General features: G+C 76.2%; 19 protein-coding genes and 2 tRNA genes. 16 read left to right on the top strand and 5 right to left on the bottom strand.

The window, feature by feature from the left end; genetic code table 11:
- Positions 1-7: 7 nt before the first annotated feature.
- The gene (locus D5H78_RS04780) at positions 8-1,213 is read right to left on the bottom strand and encodes a PQQ-dependent sugar dehydrogenase (RefSeq protein ID WP_119949140.1); all 1,206 of its coding nucleotides are present in this window, start codon (positions 1,211-1,213) and stop codon (positions 8-10) included.
- A 95-nt stretch (positions 1,214-1,308) separates the two neighbouring features.
- Between D5H78_RS04780 and D5H78_RS04785 the strand changes: the two genes are divergently transcribed.
- The 3 genes from D5H78_RS04785 (at position 1,309) to ilvD (ending at position 5,099) form a co-directional block, all read left to right on the top strand.
- Positions 1,309-2,409: a patatin-like phospholipase family protein gene (locus tag D5H78_RS04785; protein WP_119949141.1), complete on the top strand. Its 1,101-nt coding sequence runs from the start codon at positions 1,309-1,311 to the stop codon at positions 2,407-2,409.
- Positions 2,406-3,332 carry a 2-hydroxyacid dehydrogenase gene (locus tag D5H78_RS04790; protein ID WP_119949142.1) on the top strand — a complete coding sequence of 309 codons (927 nt, stop codon included), beginning with the start codon at positions 2,406-2,408 and terminating at the stop codon, positions 3,330-3,332. The genes D5H78_RS04785 and D5H78_RS04790 overlap by 4 nt, the downstream gene beginning before the upstream one ends.
- A 78-nt stretch (positions 3,333-3,410) precedes the next feature.
- Positions 3,411-5,099: a dihydroxy-acid dehydratase gene (gene ilvD / locus D5H78_RS04795; RefSeq protein WP_119949143.1), complete on the top strand. Its 1,689-nt coding sequence runs from the start codon at positions 3,411-3,413 to the stop codon at positions 5,097-5,099.
- A gap of 107 nt (positions 5,100-5,206) precedes the next feature.
- On the opposite strand, the gene D5H78_RS04800 is transcribed toward ilvD, so the two are convergent.
- Positions 5,207-6,613: an MFS transporter gene (locus D5H78_RS04800; protein WP_119949144.1), complete on the bottom strand. Its 1,407-nt coding sequence runs from the start codon at positions 6,611-6,613 to the stop codon at positions 5,207-5,209.
- 356 nt (positions 6,614-6,969) lie between these two features.
- Between D5H78_RS04800 and D5H78_RS04805 the strand changes: the two genes are divergently transcribed.
- From D5H78_RS04805 to D5H78_RS04835, 7 genes are all read left to right on the top strand, one after another.
- On the top strand, positions 6,970-8,796 hold the full coding sequence (locus D5H78_RS04805) for an acetolactate synthase large subunit (protein WP_119949145.1): 1,827 nt from the start codon (positions 6,970-6,972) through the stop codon (positions 8,794-8,796).
- Position 8,797: 1 nt separating this feature from the next.
- A complete protein-coding gene (ilvN, locus tag D5H78_RS04810; RefSeq protein WP_119949146.1) occupies positions 8,798-9,334 on the top strand; it encodes an acetolactate synthase small subunit in 537 nt (178 codons plus the stop codon).
- Between the two features lie 34 nt (positions 9,335-9,368).
- Positions 9,369-10,394, top strand: coding sequence for a ketol-acid reductoisomerase (ilvC, locus tag D5H78_RS04815; RefSeq protein WP_119949147.1), 1,026 nt, complete (start codon positions 9,369-9,371; stop codon positions 10,392-10,394).
- A gap of 183 nt (positions 10,395-10,577) precedes the next feature.
- Positions 10,578-11,762 (top strand): galactokinase, encoded by a 1,185-nt coding sequence (galK, locus tag D5H78_RS04820; RefSeq protein WP_218566240.1) that lies wholly within the window; start codon positions 10,578-10,580, stop codon positions 11,760-11,762.
- A 56-nt stretch (positions 11,763-11,818) separates the two neighbouring features.
- On the top strand, positions 11,819-13,450 hold the full coding sequence (gene serA, locus D5H78_RS04825) for a phosphoglycerate dehydrogenase (protein ID WP_177891097.1): 1,632 nt from the start codon (positions 11,819-11,821) through the stop codon (positions 13,448-13,450).
- 253 nt (positions 13,451-13,703) lie between these two features.
- The gene (locus D5H78_RS04830) at positions 13,704-14,735 is read left to right on the top strand and encodes a 3-isopropylmalate dehydrogenase (protein ID WP_119949149.1); all 1,032 of its coding nucleotides are present in this window, start codon (positions 13,704-13,706) and stop codon (positions 14,733-14,735) included.
- A 99-nt stretch (positions 14,736-14,834) separates the two neighbouring features.
- Positions 14,835-15,923: a branched-chain amino acid aminotransferase gene (locus tag D5H78_RS04835; RefSeq protein WP_119949150.1), complete on the top strand. Its 1,089-nt coding sequence runs from the start codon at positions 14,835-14,837 to the stop codon at positions 15,921-15,923.
- A gap of 1,218 nt (positions 15,924-17,141) precedes the next feature.
- On the opposite strand, the gene D5H78_RS04845 is transcribed toward D5H78_RS04835, so the two are convergent.
- On the bottom strand, positions 17,142-17,993 hold the full coding sequence (locus D5H78_RS04845; protein WP_119949151.1) for a 3-methyladenine DNA glycosylase: 852 nt from the start codon (positions 17,991-17,993) through the stop codon (positions 17,142-17,144).
- A gap of 57 nt (positions 17,994-18,050) precedes the next feature.
- Between D5H78_RS04845 and D5H78_RS04850 the strand changes: the two genes are divergently transcribed.
- Both D5H78_RS04850 and gltX read left to right on the top strand, forming a co-directional pair.
- A complete protein-coding gene (locus D5H78_RS04850; protein ID WP_119949394.1) occupies positions 18,051-18,824 on the top strand; it encodes a fumarylacetoacetate hydrolase family protein in 774 nt (257 codons plus the stop codon).
- Positions 18,817-20,301 (top strand): glutamate--tRNA ligase, encoded by a 1,485-nt coding sequence (gene gltX / locus D5H78_RS04855; RefSeq protein ID WP_119949152.1) that lies wholly within the window; start codon positions 18,817-18,819, stop codon positions 20,299-20,301. Before D5H78_RS04850 ends, gltX begins: the two co-directional genes overlap by 8 nt.
- 4 nt (positions 20,302-20,305) lie before the next feature.
- On the opposite strand, the gene D5H78_RS04860 is transcribed toward gltX, so the two are convergent.
- Positions 20,306-22,945, bottom strand: coding sequence for a CHAT domain-containing protein (locus D5H78_RS04860; RefSeq protein ID WP_133412003.1), 2,640 nt, complete (start codon positions 22,943-22,945; stop codon positions 20,306-20,308).
- Between the two features lie 71 nt (positions 22,946-23,016).
- On the opposite strand from D5H78_RS04860, the gene D5H78_RS04865 reads away from it, so the two are divergent.
- From D5H78_RS04865 to D5H78_RS04875, 3 genes are all read left to right on the top strand, one after another.
- Entirely contained in the window at positions 23,017-24,345 is a 1,329-nt protein-coding gene (locus D5H78_RS04865) for a S8 family serine peptidase (protein ID WP_119949154.1), read from the top strand.
- Between the two features lie 75 nt (positions 24,346-24,420).
- A tRNA-Gln gene (locus D5H78_RS04870) sits at positions 24,421-24,492 on the top strand.
- Between the two features lie 70 nt (positions 24,493-24,562).
- Positions 24,563-24,635 (top strand) — tRNA-Glu (locus tag D5H78_RS04875).
- A 152-nt stretch (positions 24,636-24,787) separates the two neighbouring features.
- On the opposite strand, the gene D5H78_RS04880 is transcribed toward D5H78_RS04875, so the two are convergent.
- Complete coding sequence (locus tag D5H78_RS04880; protein ID WP_119949155.1) at positions 24,788-25,507, bottom strand: IclR family transcriptional regulator; 720 nt, start codon at positions 25,505-25,507, stop codon at positions 24,788-24,790.
- 54 nt (positions 25,508-25,561) lie between these two features.
- On the opposite strand from D5H78_RS04880, the gene leuC reads away from it, so the two are divergent.
- Positions 25,562-26,962, top strand: a complete 1,401-nt coding sequence (gene leuC / locus D5H78_RS04885; RefSeq protein WP_119949156.1) for a 3-isopropylmalate dehydratase large subunit — start codon at positions 25,562-25,564, stop codon at positions 26,960-26,962.
- The last annotated feature ends 5 nt before the right edge of the window (positions 26,963-26,967 follow it).

The raw sequence follows: 26,967 nt of genomic DNA on the forward strand, positions 1-26,967 counted from the left end.
CCCGCGCTCAGACCAGGGAGAGCCGCAGCAGCCGGTCGTCGCCGTCGTCCACGTCGCCGCGCCCGTCGGTGTCGCTGGTGAGCAGCCACAGCCCGCGCCCGTCCGCGGTCGGCTCCACCGTGCGCAGCCGGCCGAGCTCGCCCTCGAGCCACGCGCGCGGCTCCCCGCCCTGCAGCGGCACCTGCCAGAGCCGCTCGCCGCGCAGCCCCGCGACGTAGACCGCCCCGCCCGCGACGGCGATGCCGCTGGGCGAGGCGTCCTCCGGGCGCCACTGGACGACGGGGTCGACGTACCCGTCCTCGCCGGCCCGCCCCTCGACCTCGGGCCAGCCGTGGTCGCCGCCGGGGCGCAGCCGGTTGAGCTCGTCCCAGGTGTCCTGGCCGAACTCCGCCGCCCACAGCCCGCCCCGGCCGTCGACGGCGATGCCCTGCACGTTGCGGTGCCCGGAGGTGAGCACCGGTGAGGACGGGTCGGGGTTGCCCGGCGCGGGGGCGCCGTCGGGCGTGACCCGCAGGACCTTGCCGTTGAGCGAGGACGGGTCCTGCGACGACGAGCGGTCGCCCGCGTCGCCGGTGCCGACGAGCAGGGTGCCGTCGGGGGCGAAGACGATGCGCCCGCCGTTGTGGGTGCTCCCCGCCGCGATGCCGTCGAGGACCACCTCCGGCTCGCCGAGCCCGCGGCCGTCGTACGTCATCCGCACGACCCGGTTGCCGTCCTCGGCGGTGTGGTACGCGTAGAGCAGCCGGTCGCGCGCGAAGCCGGGGGAGAGCGCGATCCCCAGCAGGCCGCCCTCGCCGCCGTGCTCCACGCCCGGCACCGCGCCGACGGCGCGCACGGACCCGTCGGGCGAGACCCGCACCACGTCGCCCTCGTCGCGCTGGCTCACCAGCACGTCGCCGCCCGGCAGCGGGGCCAGGCCCCACGGTGCGTCGAGCCCCTCGGCCACGACCGCCTCGACCCGGACCTCGGCGTCGGCCGGCGGGGCGGCGGCGGGCGCGGGGGCCGCGGCGGGGGTGCCGGCGGGGGTCGCCGCGGGGGTGCCGCCGGCGGCCGGGGTCCCCTCGCCCGCCCCGCCGTCCGGGGTCGCCCCGACCGTCGCGGTCGCGGGGTCCGGGGGGCCGATGTCCTCGTCGGGGTCGCCCCCGGCGCAGCCGGCGAGCAGCAGCGCGGCGGCGGCGAGCGCGGTCGTACGGGGCCGGCCTGGGGTCCTCATGCCCCCAGGGTCGCCCGCCGCGGCGCCCGGGCGCGACCCGGAGGGGGCGCTCCTGCCGGCCGGACCCCGTCGGGGGCCGGGGCTAGGGTCGGCCCGTGCCCGAGCAGCCGTACGCCCCGAGCGGCGCGCCGCGCGCCGACCTCGTGCTCGAGGGCGGCGGGGTCAAGGGGCTGGGCCTCGTCGGCGCGGTGTCGGTGCTCGTCGAGGCCGGGTACGCCTTCCCCCGCGTCGCGGGCTCCTCGGCCGGCGCGATCGTCGGTGCCGTGCTCACCGCGCTGGAGCGCGCGGGCGAGCCGCTGTCGCGCCTGGAGGACGTCGCCCGCACCCTCGACGTCCCGCGCCTGCGCGACCGCGGCCCGCTGGCCCGCTTCGCCGGGCCGCTGGCCCCGCTCGTCGACGGGCTGTCGCTGGCCCTCGACAGCGGCGTCTTCGAGGGGGAGTACCTGCGCACCTGGATGGAGGGCGTGCTCGGCGACCTCGGCGTCGCGGTCTTCGGCGACCTGCGGCGCGAGGACCCCGAGGACGACCCGGCGACGGGGGTGCCCGCCCGGGCCTGGTCGCTCCTGGTCACCGCGAGCGACCTGTCCCGCCAGCGCCTGGTGCGCCTGCCCTGGGACTACGAGGAGGTCTACGGCCTCGACCCCGACGAGCAGCGGGTGGCCGACGCCGTGCGCGCCTCGGCCTCCATCCCGTTCTTCTACGAGCCGGTGACGCTGCGCTCGGGGCGGGACGGCGGCGTGTCGACCCTCGTCGACGGGGGCGTGCTGTCGAACTTCCCCATCGAGCTCTTCGACCGCACCGACGGGCGGGTCCCGCGGTGGCCGACCTTCGGCGTGCGGCTGTCCTCGCGCCCCGGCCGGGTGCTGACCCAGCAGGTGCGCGGGCCGGTGTCGCTGGCGCTCGCGGTCGTCGAGACGCTGCTCGAGGCGTCCGACGCGCAGCACATCGACGCCCCCTGCGTCATGGCGCGCAGCGTCTTCGTGGACACGACCGGCATCTCGGCGACCGACTTCGGCATCGGCCCGGAGCAGCAGGCCGAGCTCGTGGCCCACGGGCGCGCCGCCGCGGGCGCTTTCCTCGCCGGCTGGGACTGGCGGCGCTACCTGCGCGAGTGCCGCGGGTTCGAGCAGGACCAGGTGCCGCCGCCGGCCGCCCCGACGACCCCCGCGCCCCCCGCCACGGACGGAGCCCCATGAGCCGCACGGTCCTGCTGCCGGTCCCGCCCGGGGAGCTGGGCGACCTGCCCGGGTCCCTCGAGGTCCGGGTGTGGGACGGCAGCGGCCCCGCGCCCGAGGACCTGTCCGACGTGGCGTTCTACGTGCCGCCGTACATGGCGGGCAGCGGCGCCGTGGACGTCGTCGCCCGGATGCCGGCGCTGGAGGTCGTGCAGACCCTCACCGCGGGGGTCGAGCAGGTGCGCGGCGCGGTGCCCGAGGGCGTCGTGCTGTGCAACGCGCGCGGCCTGCACGACGCGTCGACCGCCGAGCTCGCCGTCGCGCTGGCGCTCGGCGCGCTGCGCGGCTTCCCCGGCTTCGTGCGGGCGGCCGGGCGGGGGGAGTGGGCGCCGGAGCACCGGCGCAGCCTCGCCGACCGCACCGTCCTGGTCCTCGGGTACGGCAGCATCGGCGCGGCCGTCGAGCGCCGGCTCGCCGGGTTCGAGGTGGCCGAGGTGCTGCGGGTCGCGCGCCGGGCGCGCGAGGCCGAGGCGGGCCCGGTGCACGCGTTCGGCGACCTCGACGGGCTGCTGCCCCGGGCGGAGGTCGTCGTGGTGGTCGTCCCGCTCACCGACGAGACCCGCGGGCTGCTCGACGCGCGGCGGCTCGCGCTGCTCCCGGACGGTGCGGTCGTGGTGAACGTGGCGCGCGGGCCGGTGCTCGCCACGGACGCCCTGCTCGCCGAGCTGCGCTCCGGGCGCCTGCTCGCCGGCCTCGACGTCACCGACCCCGAGCCGCTGCCCGCGGACCACCCGCTGTGGTCGGCGCCGGGCCTGCTGCTGTCCCCGCACGTGGGCGGCAACACCACGGCGATGCTGCCGCGGGCGCGCCGGCTGCTGCGCGAGCAGCTCGGGCGCTGGGCGGCGGGGGAGCCGCTGGCCAACGTCGTCACCGGGGCGTACTGAGACCTCCTGCGCTGTCTCAGCACGTGGGACGCCGGCCCGCATGCTGGACGGGCGCGCCGACGGTCGTACCCTTGCTGCATGAGCGACCTCAAGCCCCGCAGCAAGGACGTGACGGAGGGGCTCGAGCGCGCGGCCGCGCGCGGCATGCTCCGCGCCGTCGGCATGGGCGACGACGACTTCGCCAAGCCGCAGATCGGCGTGGCCTCGTCCTGGAACGAGATCACCCCGTGCAACCTCCCGCTCGACCGGCTGGCGAAGGCGTCCAAGGACGGCGTGCACGCCGCCGGCGGCTTCCCCATGGAGTTCGGCACGATCTCGGTGTCCGACGGCATCTCGATGGGCCACGAGGGGATGCACTTCTCGCTCGTGTCCCGCGAGGTCATCGCCGACTCCGTCGAGGTCGTCATGCAGGCCGAGCGCCTCGACGGCTCGGTGCTGCTCGCCGGCTGCGACAAGTCGCTGCCGGGGATGCTCATGGCGGCCGCCCGGCTCGACCTCGCCTCGGTGTTCATGTACGCCGGGTCGATCCTCCCCGGGCGCGCCAAGCTCTCCGACGGCTCGGACCGCGAGGTCACGATCATCGACGCCTTCGAGGCGGTCGGCGCGTGCGCGCGCGGGCTCATGAGCCGCGAGGACGTCGACGCGATCGAGCGCGCCATCTGCCCGGGCGAGGGCGCCTGCGGCGGCATGTACACGGCCAACACCATGGCCGCCGCCGCCGAGGCCCTCGGGATGTCGCTGCCCGGCTCGGCCGCGCCGCCGGCGACCGACCGCCGCCGCGACGGGTACGCCCGCAAGTCCGGCGAGGCGGTCGTGGAGCTGCTGCGCCGGGGCATCACCGCCCGGCAGATCCTCACGCGCGAGGCGTTCGAGAACGCGATCGCCGTCGTCATGGCCCTCGGCGGCTCGACCAACGCCGTGCTGCACCTGCTCGCCATCGCCCGCGAGGCCCGCGTCGACCTCAGCCTCGACGACTTCGCCCGCGTCGGGGCGAAGGTGCCGCACCTGGCGGACGTCAAGCCCTTCGGCCGGCACGTCATGCCCGACGTCGACCGCATCGGCGGCATCCCCGTCGTCATGCAGCTCCTCCTCGAGGAGGGCCTGCTGCACGGCGACACGCTCACGGTGACCGGGCGCACCATGGCGGAGAACCTCGAGGACCTGCGCGCCCCGAAGCCCGACGGCACGGTGCTGCGCCGCTTCGACGAGCCGATCCACCGCACCGGCGGCATCACGATCCTGCGCGGCTCGCTCGCCCCCGAGGGCGCCGTCGTCAAGAGCGCCGGCTTCGACAGCACCGTCTTCGAGGGCACCGCGCGGGTGTTCGACGGCGAGCAGGGCTGCATGGACGCGGTCGAGAAGGGCGACCTGCAGCCGGGCGACGTCGCCGTCATCCGCTACGAGGGCCCCAAGGGCGGCCCGGGCATGCGCGAGATGCTCGCCGTCACCGGCGCCATCAAGGGCGCGGGCCTGGGCAAGGACGTCCTGCTCATCACCGACGGGCGCTTCTCCGGCGGCACCACCGGGCTCTGCGTCGGTCACGTGGCCCCCGAGGCCGTCGACGGCGGCCCCATCGCCTTCGTCCGCGACGGCGACCGCATCCGCCTCGACGTCGCCACCGGCGCCCTGGACCTCCTCGTCGAGGAGGGCGAGCTCGCCCGCCGCCGCGAGGGCTGGACCCCCCTGCCCCCGCGCTACACCACCGGCGTCCTCGCCAAGTACGCCAAGCTCGTCGGCTCCGCCGCGCACGGCGCCGTCTGCGGCTGACGCCCGCCGCCGCGGTACCCCGGGTACCGCAGAAGGCGCCCTCCTGGCGACTAGATCGCCAGAAGGGCGCCTTCTGCGGTTCCGCAAGGAACCGGCGCGGCGTCCGCTCACACCCCCGCGAGCCGCCGCGGCGACGGGCGCAGGTACACCGCCCACGTCACGAGCACGCACACCGCGTAGAACGCGAGGAAGGCGACGTACGCCCCGTCGCCGCTGCCCGTGGCCAGGAACGACTGGCGGAAGGCGAGGTTGACGAGCACGCCGCCGGAGGCGCCGATGGCGCCGGCCAGGCCGATGAGGGCGCCGGACAGGCGGCGCGCCTCGCGCTCGGCGGCCACCGCGTCGGCCCCGTGGCGGGTGCCGAGGCCGGTCCGGGCGCGGAAGATCGCCGGGATCATCTTGTACGTCGAGCCGTTGCCGACGCCGCTGACGACGAACAGCGCCACGAAGCCGGTGACGAAGAGCGCCAGGGAGCCGGCGCGCGAGGCGGTGAGCACCAGGCCCGCCGCGAGCGCCATGAGGACGAACGACCACGCCGTCACCCGCGCCCCGCCGAGCCGGTCGGCGAGGCGGCCGCCGACCGGGCGTACGAGGGAGCCGAGCAGCGGGCCGAGGAAGGTCAGGGCCGCGGCCTCGGCGGGGGTGGAGAAGTCGGCCGCGAACTGCACCTGCAGCACCTGGCCGAAGGCGAAGCCGAAGCCGATGAACGAGCCGAAGGTGCCGACGTAGAGGAACGAGACGACCCAGGTGTGCGGCTCGCGCGCCACGTCGCGCATGCCGCGGCGGTCGTTGCGGGCCGTCGCGAGGTTGTCCATCCGCAGCGCGGAGGCGAGGGCGGCGAGCACGACGAGCGGCACGTACACGCCGAGGACGAGCCGCGGGTGCGCGGCGCCGGCCGTGGCGAGCACGAGCAGGCCGACGAGCTGCACGACGGCGACGCCGAGGTTGCCGCCGCCGGCGTTGAGCCCGAGCGCCCAGCCCTTGAGCCGGTCGGGGTAGAACGCGTTGATGTTCGCCATCGACGAGGCGAAGTTGCCGCCGCCGACGCCCGCGAGGGCGGCGACGAGCAGGAGCGTGCCGGACCCGACGCCCGGCTCGAGCACGACGGCGGCCGCGACGGTGGGCACGAGCAGCAGCAGGGCGCTGGCCACCGTCCAGTTCCGCCCGCCGAAGCGGGCGACGGCGAAGGTGTACGGCACCCGCAGCACCGCCCCGACGAGCGCGGGCAGCGAGGTGAGCAGGAACTTCTGCGCCGGGTCGACGCCGTACTCGGGCCCCATGAAGAGCACGAGCACCGACCACATCGTCCACACGGAGAACCCGATGTGCTCCGACAGGACCGACAGCACGAGGTTGCGCCGGGCGACCCGGGCGCCGGTGCGCTCCCAGAAGGCGGGGTCCTCGGGCCGCCAGTCCTCGACCCAGCGCCCGCGCCGGGCGGCGGCGGGCCGTGCGGCGGGGGCGGCGTACGGGGGAGCGGGCGTGCGGCTGGTCTCGGGCTGGGTCGCGGTCACGGGGCCTCGCTCGGGTCCGTCGGGGGCGGTCGGACCGGACGCTAGGCAGGGGGCGTGACGGGGGTGCGCCGCCGCGTGGTCGCCCGCGCAACATCGCCCTCACGCGGGTGCGGGGGCGCCGTGCGCTCGCCCGGCGTGTCCAGGATGCGGACGTCGTGTCTCACCTGGTTGACATCGTCCGGGCGCGGGTGCACGGTAGGGGCATGCGCCTGATCGTCGTACTCTGGAAGCGTGCCGGCTGACCCTGCTCTCCGCAGCCAGCCAGCACGCCGACCCCTCGTGGCCCGCCGGGCCGAGGGGTTCTTTTTTGCCCGCGGCACGACGCACCACCCAGCACCGGAGCACAGGAGCACCGCATGAGCCAGCCGTCGCCGAGCCCCTCCCAGGTCGCGGCCCAGCAGGGCCAGGCCCAGCAGGTCACGGGCTCGCAGAGCCTCATCCGCTCGCTCGAGTCCGTCGGCGCCGAGGTGGTGTTCGGCATCCCGGGCGGCGCGATCCTGCCGGCGTACGACCCCCTCCTCGACTCCGACTCGGTGCGCCACGTCCTCGTGCGCCACGAGCAGGGCGGCGGGCACGCCGCGACGGGGTACGCGCAGGCCACCGGCCGGGTCGGCGTCTGCATGGCGACCAGCGGCCCGGGCGCGACGAACCTCGTCACCCCGATCGCGGACGCCTACATGGACTCGGTCCCGGTCGTCGCCATCACCGGGCAGGTGGCGAGCCAGGCCATCGGCACGGACGCCTTCCAGGAGGCGGACATCCGCGGCATCACCATGCCGATCACCAAGCACAACTACCTCGTGACGGACCCGGCGGAGATCCCGCGGGTGGTCGCCGAGGCGTTCCACATCGCCGGCACCGGCCGACCCGGCCCGGTGCTGGTCGACATCAGCAAGGACGCGCTGCAGGCGCGCACCTCGTTCCGCTGGCCGGTCGAGATGGACCTGCCGGGCTACCGCCCGCCGGGGCGCCCGCACGGCAAGCAGGTGCGCGAGGCGGCGCGGCTGCTCGTCGAGGCCCGCCGGCCGGTGCTCTACGTCGGCGGCGGCGTCATCAAGGCGGGCGCCTCCGAGGCCCTGCTCGCGCTGGCCGAGCTCACCGGCGCGCCCGTCGTCACCACCCTCATGGCGCGCGGCGCGTTCCCCGACAGCCACCCGCAGCACCTGGGGATGCCGGGCATGCACGGCTCGGTCGCCGCGGTGACCGCGCTGCAGAAGGCCGACCTGCTCGTGAGCCTCGGGGCCCGCTTCGACGACCGGGTCACCGGCAAGCTGTCCTCGTTCGCGCCGCACGCGACCGTCGTGCACGCGGACATCGACCCGGCCGAGATCAGCAAGAACCGCACCGCGGACGTGCCGATCGTCGGCGACTGCCGCGACGTCGTCACCGACCTCGTCGCCGCGGTCCGCGCGGAGCACGCGGCCGGGCGCCAGGCCGACCTCGGCGCCTGGTGGTCCACGCTCGACGAGTGGCGCACCACGTACCCGCTGGGCTTCGAGGTGCCCGCCGACGGCTCGCTCGCCCCGCAGCACGTGATCCGGCGGCTCGGCGAGATCGTGGGCCCCGACGCGATCTACGCCTCCGGCGTCGGCCAGCACCAGATGTGGGCGGCGCAGTTCATCCGCTACGAGAAGCCGCGGACCTGGCTGAACTCCGGCGGGCTCGGGACCATGGGCTACGCCGTGCCCGCGGCGATGGGCGCCAAGGTCGGCATGCCGGGCACGACGGTGTGGGCGATCGACGGCGACGGCTGCTTCCAGATGACGAACCAGGAGCTCGCCACCTGCGCGATCAACGGCATCCCGATCAAGGTGGCCGTCATCAACAACGGCACGCTCGGCATGGTGCGCCAGTGGCAGACGCTGTTCTACGGCTCGCGCTACAGCAACACCGACCTGCGCTCGGCGACCCGCTCGGTGCGGATCCCCGACGTGGTCAAGCTCGCCGACGCGTACGGGTGCGTGGGGCTGCGCTGCGAGACGCCCGACCAGGTCGACGCCACGATCGAGAAGGCCATGGCCGTGGACGACGTGCCGGTCGTCGTGGACTTCACGGTGCACCAGGACGCGATGGTGTGGCCGATGGTCGCCGCCGGCACGAGCAACGACGACATCCGGTACGCCCGAGGCCTCGCCCCCGTCTGGGACCGCGACCTCGGCGAGACCGGCGTCCAGGGGGTCTGACATGAGCAAGCACACGCTTTCCGTCCTCGTCGAGAACAACCCCGGTGTGCTCGCGCGCATCGCCGGGCTGTTCTCCCGCCGCGGGTTCAACATCGACTCGCTGGCGGTCGGCCCGACCGAGCGCCCCGACGTGTCCCGGATGACGATCGTCGTCAACGTCGAGGAGCTCCCGCTCGAGCAGGTGACCAAGCAGCTCAACAAGCTCGTCGAGGTCATCAAGGTCGTCGAGCTCGACCCCGCGTCCTCGGTCCAGCGCGAGCTCCTGCTCGTCAAGGTCAAGGCCGACGTCGCCACCCGCTCGCACGTGCTCGAGACCGTGCAGCTCTTCCGCGCCAAGGTCGTCGACGTCTCGCAGGACGCCGTGACCGTCGAGGCGACCGGCAACGCCGACAAGCTCGAGGCGCTCCTGCGCCTGCTCGAGCCGTTCGGCGTCAAGGAGCTCGTGCAGAGCGGCATGGTCGCCCTGCAGCGCGGACCCCGCTCCATGACCGACCGCTCGGTGCGCGCGGTGGACCGCCCGCACGAGCGCACCGCCTGACCCCGCACACCACCAACCCGAGGAGAACGCCCCCGTGGCCGAGCTGTTCTACGACGACGACGCCGACCTGTCCGTGATCCAGAACCGCGTGGTCGCGGTGATCGGCTACGGCAGCCAGGGCCACGCCCACGCGTTGAGCCTGCGCGACTCCGGCGTCGACGTGCGCGTCGGCCTGCCCGAGGGCTCCAAGAGCCGCGCCAAGGCCGAGGCCGAGGGGCTGCGGGTCGTCACGCCGGCCGAGGCCGCCGCCGAGGCGGACCTCATCATGCTGCTCACGCCGGACCACGTGCAGCGCCACGTCTACGCCGAGGCGATCGAGCCCAACCTGCAGGACGGCGACGCGCTGTTCTTCGGCCACGGCTTCAACATCCGCTTCGGCTACATCAAGCCGCCGGCCGGAGTCGACGTGGCGATGGTCGCCCCCAAGGGCCCCGGCCACCTGGTGCGCCGCGAGTACGTCGAGGGCCGCGGCGTCCCCGTCATCGTGGCGGTGGAGCAGGACGCGTCGGGCGAGGCGTGGGGGCTCGCGCTGTCCTACGCCAAGGGCATCGGCGGCCTGCGCGCCGGCGGCATCCGCACCACGTTCGCCGAGGAGACCGAGACCGACCTGTTCGGCGAGCAGGCCGTGCTCTGCGGCGGCGTCTCCCAGCTCGTCATGGCCGGCTTCGAGACGCTCACCGAGGCGGGCTACCAGCCCGAGGTGGCGTACTTCGAGTGCCTCCACGAGCTCAAGCTCATCGTCGACCTCATGTACGAGGGCGGCATCGCCAAGCAGCGCTGGTCCGTGTCCGACACCGCCGAGTACGGCGACTACGTCTCCGGCCCGCGGGTCATCGACGCGTCGGTGAAGCAGCGGATGCAGGAGGTGCTCGCCGACATCAAGGACGGCTCCTTCGCCGCCCGCTTCATCGCGGACCAGGACGCGGGCGCGCCGGAGTTCCAGCGCCTGCGCGCCGAGGGCGCCCAGCACCCCATCGAGGCCACCGGCAAGGAGCTGCGCCAGCTCATGGCGTGGGTGCGCACCGACGACGACTACACCGAGGGCAGCGCCGCGCGCTGACCCCGCGGTGCCCATGAGGGGCACCCCCAGGCGCGCACGTCCCTTGAGGGGCACCCTCAGCAGACTCGACCCTGCTGAGGGTGCCCCTCAGGCGTCCCCGGCGCGTGAGGGTGCCCCTCAGGCGTCCGTGCGGCGTGAGGGTGCCCCTCAGGCGGAGCCGCCGCGCGGGCGTACTGTCGCCCCGTGCCGGACGACGCCGCCCCCCACCTGCCCACGCCCGACGAGGTGCGCCTGCTCGACGGCGTGCTGGAGGAGTTCGACCGCCGGCACGGCGGGGAGCCCGAGGGGGTCTGGCTGGCGCCGGGGCGGGCCAACCTCATCGGCGAGCACACCGACTACAACGACGGCTGGGTCCTGCCGTTCGCCATCGACCGGGGCACGTACGCCGCCGTCCGCCGCCGCGACGACGGGCGGGTGTCGGTCGCGACGACCGCGCCGCTGCCCGCGCTCGAGGTCGGCCTCGACGACGTGGGCCCGGGGCGGGTCGAGGGGTGGGCGGCGTACCCGCTGGGCGTGCTCTGGTCGCTGCGCCAGGACGGCCACGACGTACCGGGCCTGGACCTGGTGCTGCACTCGACGGTGCCCTCGGGCGCCGGGCTGTCCTCGAGCGCCGCGCTGACCTGCTCCGTCGCGCTCGCCGTGGACGAGCTGCTCGGCCTGGGGCTGCACCGCTCGGACCTCGCCGCGCACGCGCGCCGCGCCGAGAACGAGGTGGCGGGCGCCCCGACCGGTCCCATGGACCAGCTCGCCTCGGTGCACGGCGCGCAGGACCACGCGGTGCTCATCGACTGCCGGTCCGTCGAGGTCACGCAGGTCGCCCTCGGGCTGGAGCAGGCCGGGCTGGCCCTGGTCGTCGTCGACACGAAGGCGTCGCACCAGCTGGTCGACGGCGGGTACGGCGACCGCCGCCGCGCCTGCGAGGAGGCTGCCCGCGCCCTCGGGGTGCCGGCCCTGCGCGACGCCATGCTCGACGCGCTGGCGGCGGCGGACCTCGACCCGGTGGTCGCCCGCCGCGCCCGGCACGTGGTCACCGAGGACGCCCGGGTGCTCGAGGTGGTGGACCTCGTCCGGGCCGGGCGACCGCGCGAGGTGGGGCCGCTGCTCGACGCCTCGCACGCGTCGCTGCGCGACGACTTCGAGGTGTCGGTGCCCGAGCTCGACGTCGCGGTCGACGCGGCCCACGAGGCGGGCGCCCTCGGGGCCCGCATGGTGGGGGGCGGCTTCGGCGGCTCGGTGCTCGCGCTCGTGCCCCAGGGGCAGGAGGAGGCCGTCGGGCAGCGGGCCCGGGAGCGGTTCGCCGAGCGCGGCTGGGACGCCCCCGAGGGCTTCGTCGTGGCGCCGGCCGCGGGGGCGCGCAGGGTCCGCTGACGCGGGGCCGTCTCGCGCAGCGGACGGGCCGTACCAGCTGGCGGACGCGGTCTACGATGGCAGCGGTCCCCGGTCCGACGTACGCGAAGGATGCCCTCGTGAGCAAGCCCGTCGTCCTGATCGCCGAAGAGCTCAGCCCCGCGACGGTCGAGGCCCTCGGGCCCGACTTCGAGGTGCGGCACTGCAACGGGGCCGACCGCTCCGAGCTGCTGCCGGCCATCGCGGACGTCGACGCGGTGCTCGTGCGGTCCGCGACGAAGGTCGACGCGGAGGCCATCGCCGCGGCGAAGCGGCTCAAGGTCGTCGCCCGCGCGGGCGTCGGCCTGGACAACGTGGACGTGCCCGCGGCGACGCAGGCCGGCGTCATGGTCGTCAACGCGCCGACCTCCAACATCGTCAGCGCCGCCGAGCTCGCCATCGGGCTGCTCATCGGCGTCGCGCGCAACATCCCCGCAGCCAGCGGCGCGCTGCGCGACGGGCAGTGGAAGCGCAGCAAGTACACCGGCGCGGAGCTCTACGAGAAGACCCTCGGTGTCGTGGGCCTCGGGCGCATCGGGGTGCTGGTCGCGCAGCGGCTGTCCGCGTTCGGGATGAAGGTCATCGCGTACGACCCCTACGTCCAGGCCGGGCGCGCCGCGCAGATGGGCGTGCGGCTCGTGTCGATGGACGAGCTGCTCGCCGAGGCCGACTTCATCACGGTGCACCTGCCCAAGACGCCGGAGACGGTCGGGCTCATCGGCGAGGAGGCGCTGCGCAAGGTCAAGCCGACCGTGCGCATCGTCAACGCCGCGCGCGGCGGGATCGTCGACGAGGGCGCCCTGCACGCCGCGCTCAAGGAGGGCCGCGTCGCCGGGGCCGGCCTCGACGTGTTCGCCAAGGAGCCCTGCACCGACTCGCCGCTCTTCGAGCTCGACAACGTCGTGGCCACCCCGCACCTGGGCGCCTCCACCGACGAGGCGCAGGAGCGCGCCGGCATCGCCGTCGCGAAGTCGGTGCGCCTGGCCCTGGCCGGGGAGCTCGTGCCCGACGCGGTCAACGTCAAGGGCGGCGTCATCGCCGAGGACGTGCGCCCCGGCATCCCGCTCGCCGAGAAGCTCGGGCGCATCTTCACCGCGCTGGCCGGTGGAGGGGCGCAGTCGCTCGACGTCGAGGTCCGCGGCGAGATCGCCGCGCTCGACGTCAAGGTGCTCGAGCTCGCCGCCCTCAAGGGCGTCTTCACCGACGTCGTCGAGGAGCAGGTGTCGTACGTCAACGCCCCCGTCCTCGCCGCCGAGCGCGGGCTCGAGGTGCGCCTCACGACCGACCCGGTCAGCGAGGACTACCGCAACGTCGTGACCCTGCGCGGGACGCTCGCGGACGGGCAGCAGGTGTCGGTGTCGGGCACGCTCTCCGGCCCGAAGCACATCGAGAAGATCGTCGAGGTCGACGGCTTCGACGTCGAGATCGTGCCGTCCGGGCACATGGCCTTCTTCCGCTACACCGACCGCCCCGGCGTCGTCGGGACCGTCGGGCGGATCCTCGGCGACGCCGGCGTCAACATCGCGGGCATGCAGGTCTCCCGCGACACCAAGGGCGGCCAGGCGCTCGTCGCCCTCACCGTGGACAGCGCTGTCCCGGCCCCGCTGCTGGCCGAGCTCGTCACCGAGATCGGCGCCGAGCAGGGCCGCACGGTCGACCTCGTGGACTGAGCCCCACCCTCGTGCGCCTCGGGGGCACCCTCACGCGCACGGTCGCCTGAGGGGCGCCCTCACGCGCACCGGTCGCCTGAGGGGCACCCTCACGCGTGCATCCCGCCTGAGGGGCACCCTCAGCAGACTCGACTCTGCTGAGGGTGCCCCTCAGGCGCGTACGGCGCCTGGGGGTGCCCCTCATGGGCCCGGCAGTCGTCCACTCCCCGGGACGCCGTGGCCAGCATGCGGACGCCCGCGCTAGGGTCGGGCCATGCCCACCCCGCTCCGCCTCGGCGTCATCCCCGGCGACGGCATCGGCCCGGAGGTCGTCGCCGAGGGCCTCAAGGTGCTCGACGCCGTGCTGGGCGGCGCGGCGGTGGAGACGACGCACTACGACCTCGGCGCCCGCCGCTGGCACGCGACGGGGGAGACGCTGCCGGACGCCGTGATGGAGGAGCTGCGCGGCTACGACGCGCTGCTGCTCGGGGCCGTCGGCGACCCGGGCGTGCCGAGCGGCGTCCTCGAGCGCGGGCTGCTGCTCAAGCTGCGCTTCGCCTTCGACCACTACGTCAACCTGCGCCCGTCCCGGCTCTACCCGGGCGTCGCGTCCCCGCTCGCCGCGCCCGGCGACGTCGACTTCGTCGTCGTCCGCGAGGGCACCGAGGGTCCCTACACCGGCAACGGCGGCGTCCTGCGCGCCGGCACCCCCGCCGAGGTCGCGACCGAGGTCAGCGTGAACACCGCGTACGGCGTGGAGCGCGTCGTCCGCGACGCGTTCGACCGCGCGCGCTCGCGCCGCGGGCACCTCACGCTCGTGCACAAGACGAACGTCCTGTCCCACGCCGGGCGCCTCTGGCAGCGCACCGTCGCCGCGGTCGGGCAGGAGTTCGCGGACGTCCGGGTCGACTACCTGCACGTCGACGCGGCGACCATCTTCCTCGTCACCGACCCGGCCCGCTTCGACGTCATCGTCACCGACAACCTCTTCGGCGACATCCTCACCGACCTCGCCGCCGCGGTCACCGGCGGCATCGGCCTCGCGGCCAGCGGCAACGTCAACGCCGCCGGCACGGCCCCCAGCATGTTCGAGCCGGTGCACGGCTCCGCCCCCGACATCGCGGGGCAGCAGAAGGCGGACCCGACGGCGACGGTCCTGTCCGTCGCGATGCTCCTCGAGCACGTCGGCCGCGTCGACGAGGCCCGCCGGGTCGAGGCGGCCGTCGAGGCCGACCTCGCCGAGCGGGGGGACCGAGTACGCAGCACGGCGCAGGTGGGCGACGCGATCGCCGCGCGCCTCGCCTGACGCCGTACCCCTCGCCCGACCGACCTCCGCCGCGCAGCGCCCCGCGCCGCCCCGCGGGGGTCGGCTACCGTCGTCCTGCCGCGCCACCAGGAGGTCCCCGTGTCCCTCGACATCGCCGTCCACGCCAGCACCAGCCCGCGCCCCGACGAGGAGCGCGCGTCCGTCCTCGCCGCCCCCGGCTTCGGCCAGACGTTCACCGACCACATGGTGACCGCCCGCTGGACCCCCGACGGCGGCTGGCACGAGGCGCAGGTCCGGCCGTACGCGCCCCTGCAGCTCGACCCCGCCACCGCGGTCCTGCACTACGCCCAGGCGATCTTCGAGGGGTTCAAGGCGTACCGGCACGCGGACGGGTCAGTCTGGACCTTCCGGCCCGAGGCCAACGGCGAGCGCTTCGCCCGCTCCGCCCGGCGCCTGGCCCTGCCCGAGCTGCCCGTCGAGGACTTCGTCGCCGCCGCCGACGCGCTCATCCGCACGGACGAGGCGTGGGTGCCCGAGGGCGGGGAGAAGAGCCTCTACCTGCGCCCGTTCATGTTCGCCCAGGAGGCGTTCCTCGGGGTCCGCCCGGCGAAGGACGTCCTGTTCTGCGTCATCGCCTCGCCCGCCGGGGCGTACTTCGCCCGCGGCGTCCGCCCGGTCTCCATCTGGCTCAGCGAGGACTACACGCGCGCGGCGCCGGGCGGCACCGGCGCGGCCAAGTGCGCCGGCAACTACGCCGCGAGCCTGGTCGCCCAGCAGGAGGCCATCGAGCAGGGCTGCGACCAGGTCGCCTTCCTCGACGCGGTGGAGCGGCGCTGGGTCGAGGAGCTCGGCGGGATGAACCTCTACTTCGTCCTCGACGACGACAGCATCGTCACCCCCGAGCTCACCGGGACCATCCTCGAGGGCATCACCCGCGCGTCGATCATCCAGCTGGCGGGCGAGCTCGGGCACAAGGTCGAGGAGCGCCGCGTCGGCATCGACGAGTGGCGCGAGGGCGCCGCGAGCGGGCGCATCCGCGAGGTCTTCGCCTGCGGCACGGCCGCGGTCGTCACCCCCGTCGGGCGCCTCGCCTGGCGCGGCGGCGAGGTCACCACCGGCGACGGCGAGACCGTCGGCCCCGTCACCAGCGCCGTCCGCCAGGCCCTGCTCGACGTCCAGCACGGCCGCCGCCCCGACGAGCACGGCTGGCTCCACCGCGTCTGCTGACGCCCCACCCCGCCGCGACCATGCGCAGGTGGCGCACCCCTCCTGCGGTGATCTTGCGCAGGTGGCGCACCCCTCCTGCGGCGATCATGCGCAGATGGCGCTGCCTGTGGACGGCGCCCGACGCCCGCCCGCCGTGCCCGGCACCCTGCCGCCGTGGACGCACCCCTGCTCGACGGCCGGCCCTCCACCTACCGGCAGGCGCTCGACGCCGGGCTGAGCCGGCACCGCCTGCGCAGCGCCGTCGCCGCCGGCACGGTCCGGCGGGTGGTGACCGGCGCCTACGTCGACGCGGCCGTGCCCGACGGCGCGGCCCTGCGGGCTGCGGCGGTACGGCTGGTCGCCCCGCCCGACGCGGTGGTGACCGGCCTGGCGGCGGCGTGGCTCCACGGCATCGACCTGCTGCTGCCGGGCCAGGAGGGGCGCGCGGTGCCGCTCGAGGTGTCCCGCCCCGCCGGCGCGGCGGCCCTGCGGCGCCCCGGCGTCGCGGCCCGGACCCGTGCGCTCGTCGCGGACGAGGTCGTCGACGTGCACGGCCTGCCCGTCGCGTCGCCCGCCCGTACGGTGGTGGACCTCGCGCGCGACCTCGAGCGCCCGGACGGGCTCGCGTACCTCGACGCCGCCCTGCGTCGCGGCCTGGTCGACGCCGACGAGCTCGTGGGCGTCGTCGAGCGGATGGCCGGCCTCGCCCGGGTCGACCAGGCGCGGGGGCTCGTGGCGCTGGCCGACGGCCGCTCCGGGTCCCCCGGGCGAGTCGTGGATGCGGCTGCGGTGGCACGACGCGGGCCTGCCCCCGCTGGACCTGCAGGTGCCCGTGGTGGAGCTGGGACGCGAGGTGGCCCGGCTCGACGCCGCGCTGCCGGGGACCGGCCTCGGCCTGGAGTACGACGGCGAGGCCTTCCACGGCCCGGAGCGGCAGGCGCACGACCTCGCCCGCCGGCGCCGGATGCGCGAGCGGCACGGGTGGGACGTCCTCGTCGTCGGCGAGGAGGCCGTGCTCGGGCGCTCGCACGCCTTCGAGGCGGCGGTGGCCGAGCGCACCGGGCTGGAGCCCCGGCTCGTCCCGTGGCCCCTGCGCCGGCGCTTCCCGCTGGCGCACTGGCGGCCCCGCGAGCGGCGCGGAGCGCCGCAGGCGAGCGCCATCCCCGCATGGTCGCCGCTGGTCGGGCCATCCCCCCTTGGTCGCCGCCCGTCCGGGCATGGTCGCCGCGGGAGCGCCGGTCAGGCGAGCAGGGCGTCCAGGGCGGCGACGAGCCGGGCGCGCAGCGGGGCGGCGCGCTCGGCGAAGGCGCGCTGGGCGGCGGCGTACTCGGCGCGCCCGGCCGGCTCCTCGACCGCCACCGGGGCGTAGCCGAGCGCGGAGAGGTCGTACGGGCTGGCCCGCATGTCGAGCTCGCGGACCTCGCGGGCGAGGGCGAAGCAGTCGCCGACGAGCTCAGAGGGGACCTGCGGCGAGTGCTTGTACGCCCACTTGTAGAGGTCCATCGTCGCGTGCAGGCAGCCCGGCTGCTCCAGGTCGGCCTGCGTCGCGCGCGTCGGCTGCAGCTCGTTGAGGGGGCGCGCCGTGGGCGTGAAGAAGCGGAACGCGTCGACGTGGCTGCACCGCACCCGCGAGCGCTCGACGACGGCGGTCGTCCCCTTGGGGCCGAGGCGCAGCGGCCACGCCGCGTGGCGCACCTCCGCCTGCTCCTGGCGGTGGACCATCGCCCACTCGTGCAGCCCGAAGCAGCCGTACGAGGGCGCCCGGCCGGCGGTGCGGGCCAGCAGGGTCCGCACCGACGCCGCCGCGGCGCGCCGGGCCGCCGGCAGCGGCTCGACCGCCGCGCCGCCGTCGACGGCGACGAAGCCCGGCGTCCCGAGCAGCTCGTCCCCGCCGGCGCAGACGACGCCGGCGCCGGGGGACCAGCGGCGCAGCCGCGCCGGGCGCTGGGAGTAGTACGTGAAGAGGAAGTCCTCCACCGGGTGGGCCCGGCCCGTGCGCGCCCGCTCGCGGTGGCCGGCGGTCCAGGCGTCCACGCGGGCCTCGTGCGCGGCCCGGCGGGCGCGCCACACGGGCTCGGCGAGGACCTCCACGAGGGTCCAGGGTACGAGCCCCGAGGGGCTCCCCGCCGTCCGCTAGCCTCGACGACCGTGCGCATCGCGAGGTTCTCCCACGGGGAGACGGTCTCCTTCGGCGCCGTGGGCGGTGAGCCCGACGACCTGTCGGTCGTGCCGCTCGACGGCCACCCCTTCGGCCAGCTGACGCCCGCGGGCATGCCCGTCAAGCTCAGCGAGGTGCGCCTGCTGGCGCCCGTGCTGCCGAGCAAGGTCGTCGCCATCGGGAGGAACTACGCCGACCACGCCAAGGAGATGGGCGGCGACGTCCCCGAGGTCCCCGTGGTCTTCCTCAAGCCGTCGACCTCGGTCGTCGGGCCCGGCGAGGCGATCCGCTACCCGGAGATCAGCAACGAGGTCTCGTACGAGGCCGAGCTCGCCGTCGTCATCGGCCGGCTGTGCCGCCAGGTGCCGGTCGAGAAGGTGCCGGAGGTCGTCCTCGGCTATACCTGCGCCAACGACGTGACCGCGCGCGACCTGCAGCGCGCCGAGGCGCAGTGGGGCCGGGCCAAGGGCTTCGACACCTTCTGCCCGCTGGGGCCGTGGGTCGTCACCGACGTGGACCCGGCCGACCTGCGCGTCACCTGCACGGTCGACGGCGAGGTGCGCCAGGACGGGCGGACGTCGCAGATGGTCCGCAGCGTCGCCGAGCTGGTGGCGCACGTGAGCGAGGCGATGACGCTGCTGCCCGGCGACGTCATCCTCACCGGCACCCCCGCCGGGGTCGGCCCGCTGCGCCCCGGCGACAGCGTGACCGTCGAGATCGAGGGCATCGGCTCCCTGACGAACGAGGTGGTCTCCCGTGGCTGAGGGCAGCAGCGTGCGCGTCCGGTTCGCGCCGTCGCCGTCGGGCGACCTGCACGTCGGCAACATCCGCACGGCGCTCTACGACTGGGCGTACGCCCGCCACACCGGCGGGACCTTCGTCTTCCGCATCGAGGACACCGACCGCTCGCGGGTGACGGACGAGTACATCGCCGCCGCGGCCGAGACGCTGCGCTGGCTGGGCCTGGACTGGGACGAGGGCCCCGAAGTCGGCGGCGACCGCGGGCCGTACCAGCAGTCCCAGCGGATGGACCTCTACCGCGAGTGGGCCCAGCGCTTCCTCGACGAGGGGCACGCGTACCGCTGCTACTGCTCGCCCGAGGAGCTCGACGAGCGCCGCGAGGAGCAGAAGCGCAAGGGGCTGCCGCCCGGCTACGACGGCCGCTGCCGCACCCTCAGCGCCGAGCAGGTCGCCGCGTTCGAGGCCGAGGGCCGCCAGCCGGTGCTGCGCTTCCGCATGCCCGAGGGGTCCACGACCTTCGTCGACGCGATCCGCGGCGAGGTCACCTTCGACCACGCCAACGTGCCCGACTTCGTGCTGGTGCGCGCCGACGGCTACCCGCTCTACACGCTCGCCGTCGCGGTCGACGACGTCCTCATGGGCATCACCCACATCCTGCGCGGCGAGGACCTGCTGTCCTCCACGCCGCGGCAGATCGCGGTCTACCGCGCCATGGGCGTCACCGAGGAGCGGACGCCGGTGTTCGGGCACCTGCCGTTCGTCATGGGCCAGGACAACGTCAAGCTGTCCAAGCGCAACGGCGAGGTGTCGATCGCCTGGTACCGCCGCGAGGGCTTCCTGCCGGAGGCGCTGTGCAACTACCTCGCGCTGCTGGGCTGGTCGCCGGGCGAGGACCGCGAGGACTTCACCCTCGAGGAGATGGCCCGCGACTTCACCATCGAGCGGGTCGGCAAGAACCCGGCGCGCTTCGACATGAAGAAGCTCGAGGCCATCAACGGCGACAAGGTCCGCGCGCTGCCCCTCGAGGACTTCGTCGGGCGGATCCTGCCGTTCCTGCAGCAGGCCGGCCTCGTGTCGGCGGAGCCGACCGCGCAGGAGCGCGCGCTCGTCGAGGGCCTGGCGCCGCACGTGCAGGAGCGCATCGCGCGCCTGTCCGAGGTGCCCGGGCTCATGGCGTTCCTGCTCGTCGACGACGCGCACTTCACCGTCGACCCCGAGGCGGCGGCCCGCCTGCTCACCCCCGAGCAGCGCCCGGTCCTCGAGGCGTCGGTCGCGGCGCTCGAGGCCCTGGGGGAGTGGACGCACGGCGCCATCGAGGCGGCGCTGCGCTCGGCGCTGCTCGCGGACGGGCTGGGCCTCAAGCCCAAGCACGCCTTCGGCCCCGTACGGGTCGCCGTCACCGGCGCGCGCATCTCCCCGCCGCTCTTCGAGTCGATGGAGCTGCTGGGCCGCGAGCGGTCCCTGGCGCGCCTGCGGGCCGCGCTGGAGCAGGCGGCCTGAGGGCTCAGGCCGCGCCGAAGGCCGTGTAGGCGGCCCAGCTCACGAGGTTCACCGGGTCGTCGAGGTCGACGGCGGCCCGGGCGCCGTGCAGCGCCACGGACATCGTGGCCCCGCGGGCGAGGCCCTCGTGCAGCGCCCGCATGAGCGGCACGCTCCCGACGTCGGGCACGGGCACCCCGCTGGCGACGAGCCCGGCGGTGCCCCGCTCGACGAGCGCGCCGACGAAGCCGAGCATCTCCCCGCCCGCGTACGTCGTGTCGGCGGCCGAGTCGCACGCGGCCAGGACGACCCGCCGCGGGGCCGCGCGGCGCAGCGCCAGCTCGTGGACGGTGAGCGGGCCGTCGCTGAGCAGCAGCGCGCTGAAGAGCGGGTTGTCCGCGCGCAGGACGCCGTGGCAGGCCAGGTGGGCGAGGTCCGCCCGGGCGAGGGACGCGGTGACCGCCGCGGCCGTGCTGCGCGGCGGCTCGAGCACCTCGGCGCCCGGGTGCAGCGCGGCGAGCGCGCGCACCTCCGGCACGGCGCCCTGCAGGTCCGGCCCGGCCGCGAGCAGCACGCCGCCCGCGCGCGGCGCGCCCGCGCGGGTGCGCGCCCACAGGGTCGCCGACGGCGCCGCCGCCACCGGCCCGTCGTGCAGCGCGCTCCACGGCACTCCGTGCAGCGCGGCGGACGGCACGACGACGAGCGGGGCGTCGGGCCGTACGCGCAGGGGGTCGAGCAGCGCCGCGCGCAGCCGGGCCAGCCCGCCCTCGGCGCTGCGGCGCAGGGCCGCGGTCACCGCCGGCGGGCGCGGCGTGGACAGGCCGCGCAGGGTGAACAGCAGCGCGTCGCGCTCCCGGCGCACCGGCTCGAGGGGGCCGAGCTCGACGACCCTGCTGCGCCGCGCCTCGAGGACGACCGCGAGGAGCCGGTCGTCCACGGCGGCCAGCTCGACGAGCGGCGTGCCGTCGAGCAGGCGCCGGAGCTCGGCCACGGGCACGGGCCGCTGGTGCCGCCGCGCGCGCTCGGCGCTGCGCGACCACGCGCCGCGGCGCAGCCGCTCCTCGACCTCCTGGACCTCCTGGCGCAGGGCCGGCGCCGCCGACGGGTCGTCGTCGACGCGGCGGTGCAGCAGGCGCAGGCGCGCCAGCAGCTCCTCCTGCTCCGGGTCGGCCGGGCGCGGGACGAGGGTGCGCTGCTCGGCGGGCGGGGCGGTGAGGGCGGCCGCGCGCGTGCGCTCCATCCAGTCGAGCAGCCGCACGGGGGCCGCGCCCCCCGCCGCCGAGCGCAGGGTGCGCAGCGCGAGCACGCCGAGCTCGGCCCCGTGCCCGGAGGCGAGCGCGCGCAGCTCCACCGAGCCGAGCGCGTCGCGGTGCTCGGCCAGGTCGCGCATCCCCGCCCGCGCCAGCTGCGTGACCCGGGCGACGTCGCCGCCCGCCGCGAGCGCCGCCGCGAGCCGCCCCTTGAGGCGCAGCAGGACCGTGCCGCCGCGGCTCAGCTCCTCGGCGCGGCGCAGCAGCGCCTGCGCGGGCACCTGCCGGTCCTGCGCCAGCGCGCAGCGCCCCGCCACGAGGTACGCGTCGACCGCCTCGCCGACCTGCCCCAGCCGGTCCAGCGTGCGCGCGCTGCGCCGGGCCCGGTCGAGCTCCTCCGCGGTGCAGCGACCCGTCGCCAGCCGCGCCTCCGCGAGGACCGCGCCCGCGCGGGCCCGCCACGCCGGGCGGTCCTGGCCGTCCAGCAGGGCCTCGAGCGCCTCCGCCTCGCGCAGGGCGTCGTCCGGCCGGCCCGCCCGCAGCGCGAGGCGCGCCACGCGGTGCTGCGCCTCCACCGCGAGGAGCAGGGCGCCGTGCTCGCGGAACGACGCGGCGGCCGCCCGCGCCAGCCCCAGCGCCTCCTCGACGAGGCGCAGGTCCGCGAGGGCGTCGGCCTGCTCGACGTACGGCTCCCCGGGGGGCAGCCCGGCCGCGCGCCACAGCGCGGCGGCCGTGTCGAGCTGGGCCATGCTGTCCGGCAGGCGGCCGGCGTGCAGGAGGACCCAGCCGCGGCTCTGCGCCACCACCGCCACGAGGGTCGTGCTCCCGCCCGCCACGGCGAGGGCGGCAGCCTCGTCGAGGTGCTGCAGGGCCGCGCCCGCGCGGCCCGTCTGCGCCTCGACGAGCGCCAGGTTGTTCGCCGCCTTGGCGCGGAGCAGCGCGGGGGCCGAGGGGTCGGCGAGCAGCGCGGCGTACAGCGCCTCGGCGCCCGCGCCGTCGCCGCTGTTCTGGCGCAGGACCGCCTGCTGCAGCGCCAGCTCGGGGCCGAGGGCGTGCCCGGCGCTGGCCAGCGCGCCCGCGGCGTCGAGGTCGCGGCGGGCGGCGGCGGCACGGCCGAGCTCCTGGTTCACCACCGCGCGGGTCGTCAGCACCTCCGGCAGGCGGTGCACCGGCCCGGAGCGGGCCAGCCGCACGGCCTCGTCGAGCAGCTCCTTGGCCGCGGGGGCCCGCAGCAGCGTGCGCTCCACCCAGGCGCTGGCGCGCAGCGCCACGACGAGGGCCTCGCGGTCGCGCGAGGCCCGCGCCTGCGCGACGAGGTCGACGACGTCACCGCGCCGGGCGCCGGGATCTGCGACGACCTCCTCGTACACGCGCTCGGCCTGTATCAGGATGGCCGTCGCGCTCTCCGCTCCCATGGTGCGCCCTCGGTGTGCCGGCTGGGACGGGAGCGACAGTAGCGCCCATCGGACGAGCGTGGAGGCCAGACGTGGCAGGCAGCGACTACCGGGACGGCTTCCCCGACCCGCGGCCCGAGGACGTGCGCGCGGCGCACCGCGCGGCGGTCGGCGCGCAGGTCGGCGCGCTCTCCTCCGGCGCGCAGCGCGAGGCCTTCGTGCGCCGGGTGGACGAGCGCCGGCTGGAGCGCCGCCGCGGGCGCCGGGACCTCGAGCCCGTGGAGGTGCTCGACGACGGCGCGGGGCGCACCCTCGTGCGCCCGGGGGACCTGCTGGCCGGGGCGACCGCCGCGGACGACGAGCGCGCGGTGCGCCTGCTCGCGGATGAGGGCTTCACCGTCGAGCCGGTCGCCGAGCTCGGCGGTCGCGTGCTGCGCTGCCGCCGCGACGGCGTCCCCCCGGCCCGCCTCGAGGGGCTCGCGGGCGAGCTGCGCGCGCTGGGGCACCTCGCCAGCGTCGACCACGTCGTGCCGCTCGCCCCCGTCGTCAAGGGCCTCAGCGGGCCGGAGCCCTCGCCGGTGGGCGTGCCCCGGCCCACCGCGTCCGCGCGGGCCGGGGCGGGCGTGCGGGTCGCGGTCGTCGACACCGGGATCACCCCGGAGCGCCGCGCGGACGGCTGGCTCGACGCGGTGCCGCGCGAGGGCGAGGTGGACCCGCTCGACGACCTGCCCGAGCCCAACGGCCTGCTCGACCTCGCCGCCGGGCACGGCACCTTCGTCGCCGGCGTGGTGGCGCAGGTGGCGCCGGGGGCGGAGCTGCGGGCGTACCGCGCCGTGGACAGCGACGGCATCGGCAGCGACCTCGAGATCGCCCTCGCCCTGGTCCGCGCGCTGCGCGACGGCGCCGACGTCGTCAACCTCTCCTTCGGGGTGCAGACCCCCGGCGACGTGCCGCCGGTCGCGCTGCAGGCCGCCGTCGACATCCTCGCCGAGGAGCACCCCGAGGCCCTCGTCGTGGCCGCCGCCGGCAACGACGGCAGCGACCGCCCGAGCTGGCCCGCGGCCTTCCGGGAGGTCGTCGCGGTCGGCGCGCTCGACGTCGACCTCGCGCCCGCGCCGTGGAGCAACCGGGGGCACTGGGTCGACTGCTCGGCGGTGGGGGAGGGCGTCCTGTCGACGTACGTGCCCGGCGTCGAGGACCCCGAGTTCGACCCGGCCCCGGACACGTACCCGGCCGACGCCTGGGCGGTGTGGACCGGCACGTCCTTCGCGGCGCCGCAGGTCGCCGGCCTCGTGGCGCGCGTCGCGGCCGAGCGCGGCACGGGCGTGCAGGAGGCCTGGCGGACGGTGCAGCGCGCCGCCGTGCGGGTGCCCGGCGCCGGGCGCGTGGTCCCGGTGCTGCAGGGCACGACGCGCGGCTGACCAGCCGGTTTGGTGCCGGGTCGGCGGGGCGGGTAACGTACTCCCCGTCGACACGGCCCCCGGGCCGTGGACCCATGGGGTATGGGGTAATTGGCAGCCCGGCTGATTCTGGTTCAGCTAGTCTAGGTTCGAGTCCTGGTACCCCAGCTGGTCGGGACGGCCGGAGCGATCCGGTAAGGTCTCAGACACCTCCTCCGGTTCGCCGGGGGAACGCCGCGGCCCCGTTGTGTAGCGGCCTAGCACGCCGCCCTCTCAAGGCGGTAGCGCCGGTTCGAATCCGGTCGGGGCTACGTAGAGCCGAAGGGCCCGTCCACCAGGACGGGCCCTTCGGCGTTCCCGGGGTCGTCGCGGGGCCGCCCTCCCTCCGCCGCCCTCCGCGCATGATCGCGGCGGGGTGGTGGGTCGTCTCCGCCGCGATCGTGCGCGGAGGGCGCCGGCGGGGTCAGGAGGGGCCGCCGGCCAGGGACTCGCTCAGGGCCGCGGCGGCGGCGAGGACGGGGGCGGCGTGCAGCCCCCCGGGCTGGCGGGTGAGGCGCTCGATGGGGCCCGAGATGGACACGGCCGCGACGACGCGCCCGCTGGGGCCGCGCACGGGTGCGGAGACCGACGCGACCCCGGCCTCGCGCTCGCCGACCGACTGGGCCCAGCCGCGGCGCCGTACGGCCGACAGGGCGGTCGCGCTGAACCGCGCGCCCTGCAGGCCGCGGTGCAGGCGGTCCGGCTCCTCCCAGGCGAGGAGCACCTGGGCCGCGGAGCCCGCGAGCATGGTGAGGGTCGCGCCCACGGGGACGCTGTCGCGCAGGCCCGACGGGCGCTCGGAGGCGGCGACGCAGACCCGGGCGTCGCCCTGGCGCCGGTAGAGCTGCGTGCTCTCCCCGGTGTGGTCGCGCAGGCCCGCGAGGACGGGGCCGGCGGCGGCCAGGAGGCGGTCCTCGCCGGCGGCCAGCGCGAGCTCGCCGAGGCGCGGGCCGAGGACGAAGCGGCCCTGCAGGTCGCGCGCGACGAGCCGGTGGTGCTCGAGGGCGACGGCCAGCCGGTGGGCCGTCGGGCGGGCCAGCCCGGTGGCCGCGACGAGCCCGGCGAGGGTCTGCGGGCCGGGCTCCAGGGCGGCCAGCACGGTGGCGGCCTTGTCGAGCACGCCGACGCCGCTAGACTTGTCCATGACTCGATACTGCAGTCTCAGCAAGTGAGACCGCAAGTCTGCAGGAGGTGGACGGTGGGACGCACGCTCGCGGAGAAGGTGTGGGACGCGCACGTGGTGCGCCGGGCCGAGGGCGAGCCCGACCTGCTCTACGTCGACCTGCACCTCGTGCACGAGGTCACCAGCCCGCAGGCCTTCGACGGGCTGCGCCTGGCCGGCCGGCCCGTCCACCGTCCCGACCTCACGATCGCGACCGAGGACCACAACGTCCCGACCGTCGACTGGGACCAGCCCATCGCCGACCCCGTCTCGCGCGCGCAGGTCGACACCCTGCGGCGCAACTGCGAGGAGTTCGGCGTCCGCCTGCACCCCATGGGCGACGCGGAGCAGGGCATCGTCCACGTCATCGGCCCGCAGTTGGGCCTGACCCAGCCGGGGATGACCATCGTCTGCGGCGACTCGCACACCTCGACGCACGGCGCCTTCGGCTCGCTCGGCATGGGCATCGGCACGAGCGAGGTCGAGCACGTGCTCGCCACGCAGACCCTGCCGCTCAAGCCCTTCAAGACCATGGCGGTCACCGTCGAGGGCTCGCTGGGCCCGGGCGTCACGGCGAAGGACATCATCCTCGCCGTCATCGCGCGGATCGGCACCGGCGGCGGCCAGGGGTACGTGCTCGAGTACCGCGGGCAGGCGGTCCGCGAGCTCTCCATGGAGGGCCGCATGACCATCTGCAACATGTCCATCGAGGCGGGCGCCCGCGCCGGGATGGTGGCGCCGGACGAGACCACGTTCGCGTACCTGCAGGGGCGCCCCCACGCGCCGCAGGGCGCCGACTGGGACGCCGCCGTCGCGTGGTGGCGCACCCTGCGCACCGACGACGACGCGGTCTTCGACGCGGAGGTCGTCCTCGACGCCGCCGAGCTCACGCCCTTCGTCACGTGGGGCACCAACCCCGGCCAGGGCGCGCCGCTCGGCGCGAGCGTCCCCGACCCGGCCTCGTTCGACGACGAGAGCGCACGCACCGCGGCCGAGCGGGCGCTGGCGTACATGGACCTGCGCCCCGGCACCCCGCTGCGCGACATCGCCGTCGACACCGTCTTCATGGGCTCGTGCACCAACGGGCGCCTGGAGGACCTGCGGGCCGCCGCCGCCGTCCTCAAGGGGCGCCGGGTGGCCGAGGGCGTACGGATGCTCGTCGTCCCCGGGTCGGCGCGGGTGCGGCTCGAGGCCGAGGCCGAGGGCCTCGACGTCGTGTTCAAGGACGCCGGCGCGGAGTGGCGGGGGGCGGGGTGCTCGATGTGCCTCGGCATGAACCCGGACCAGCTCGCCCCCGGCGAGCGCAGCGCGTCGACGTCCAACCGCAACTTCGAGGGCCGCCAGGGCAAGGGCGCGCGCACCCACCTGGTGTCGCCCCTCGTGGCGGCCGCCACCGCCGTCACCGGCCGGCTGTCCGCGCCGTCGGACCTGGACTGAGGGAG

This window comes from Vallicoccus soli (assembly GCF_003594885.1).
Classification (GTDB): Bacteria; Actinomycetota; Actinomycetes; order Motilibacterales; family Motilibacteraceae; genus Vallicoccus; species Vallicoccus soli.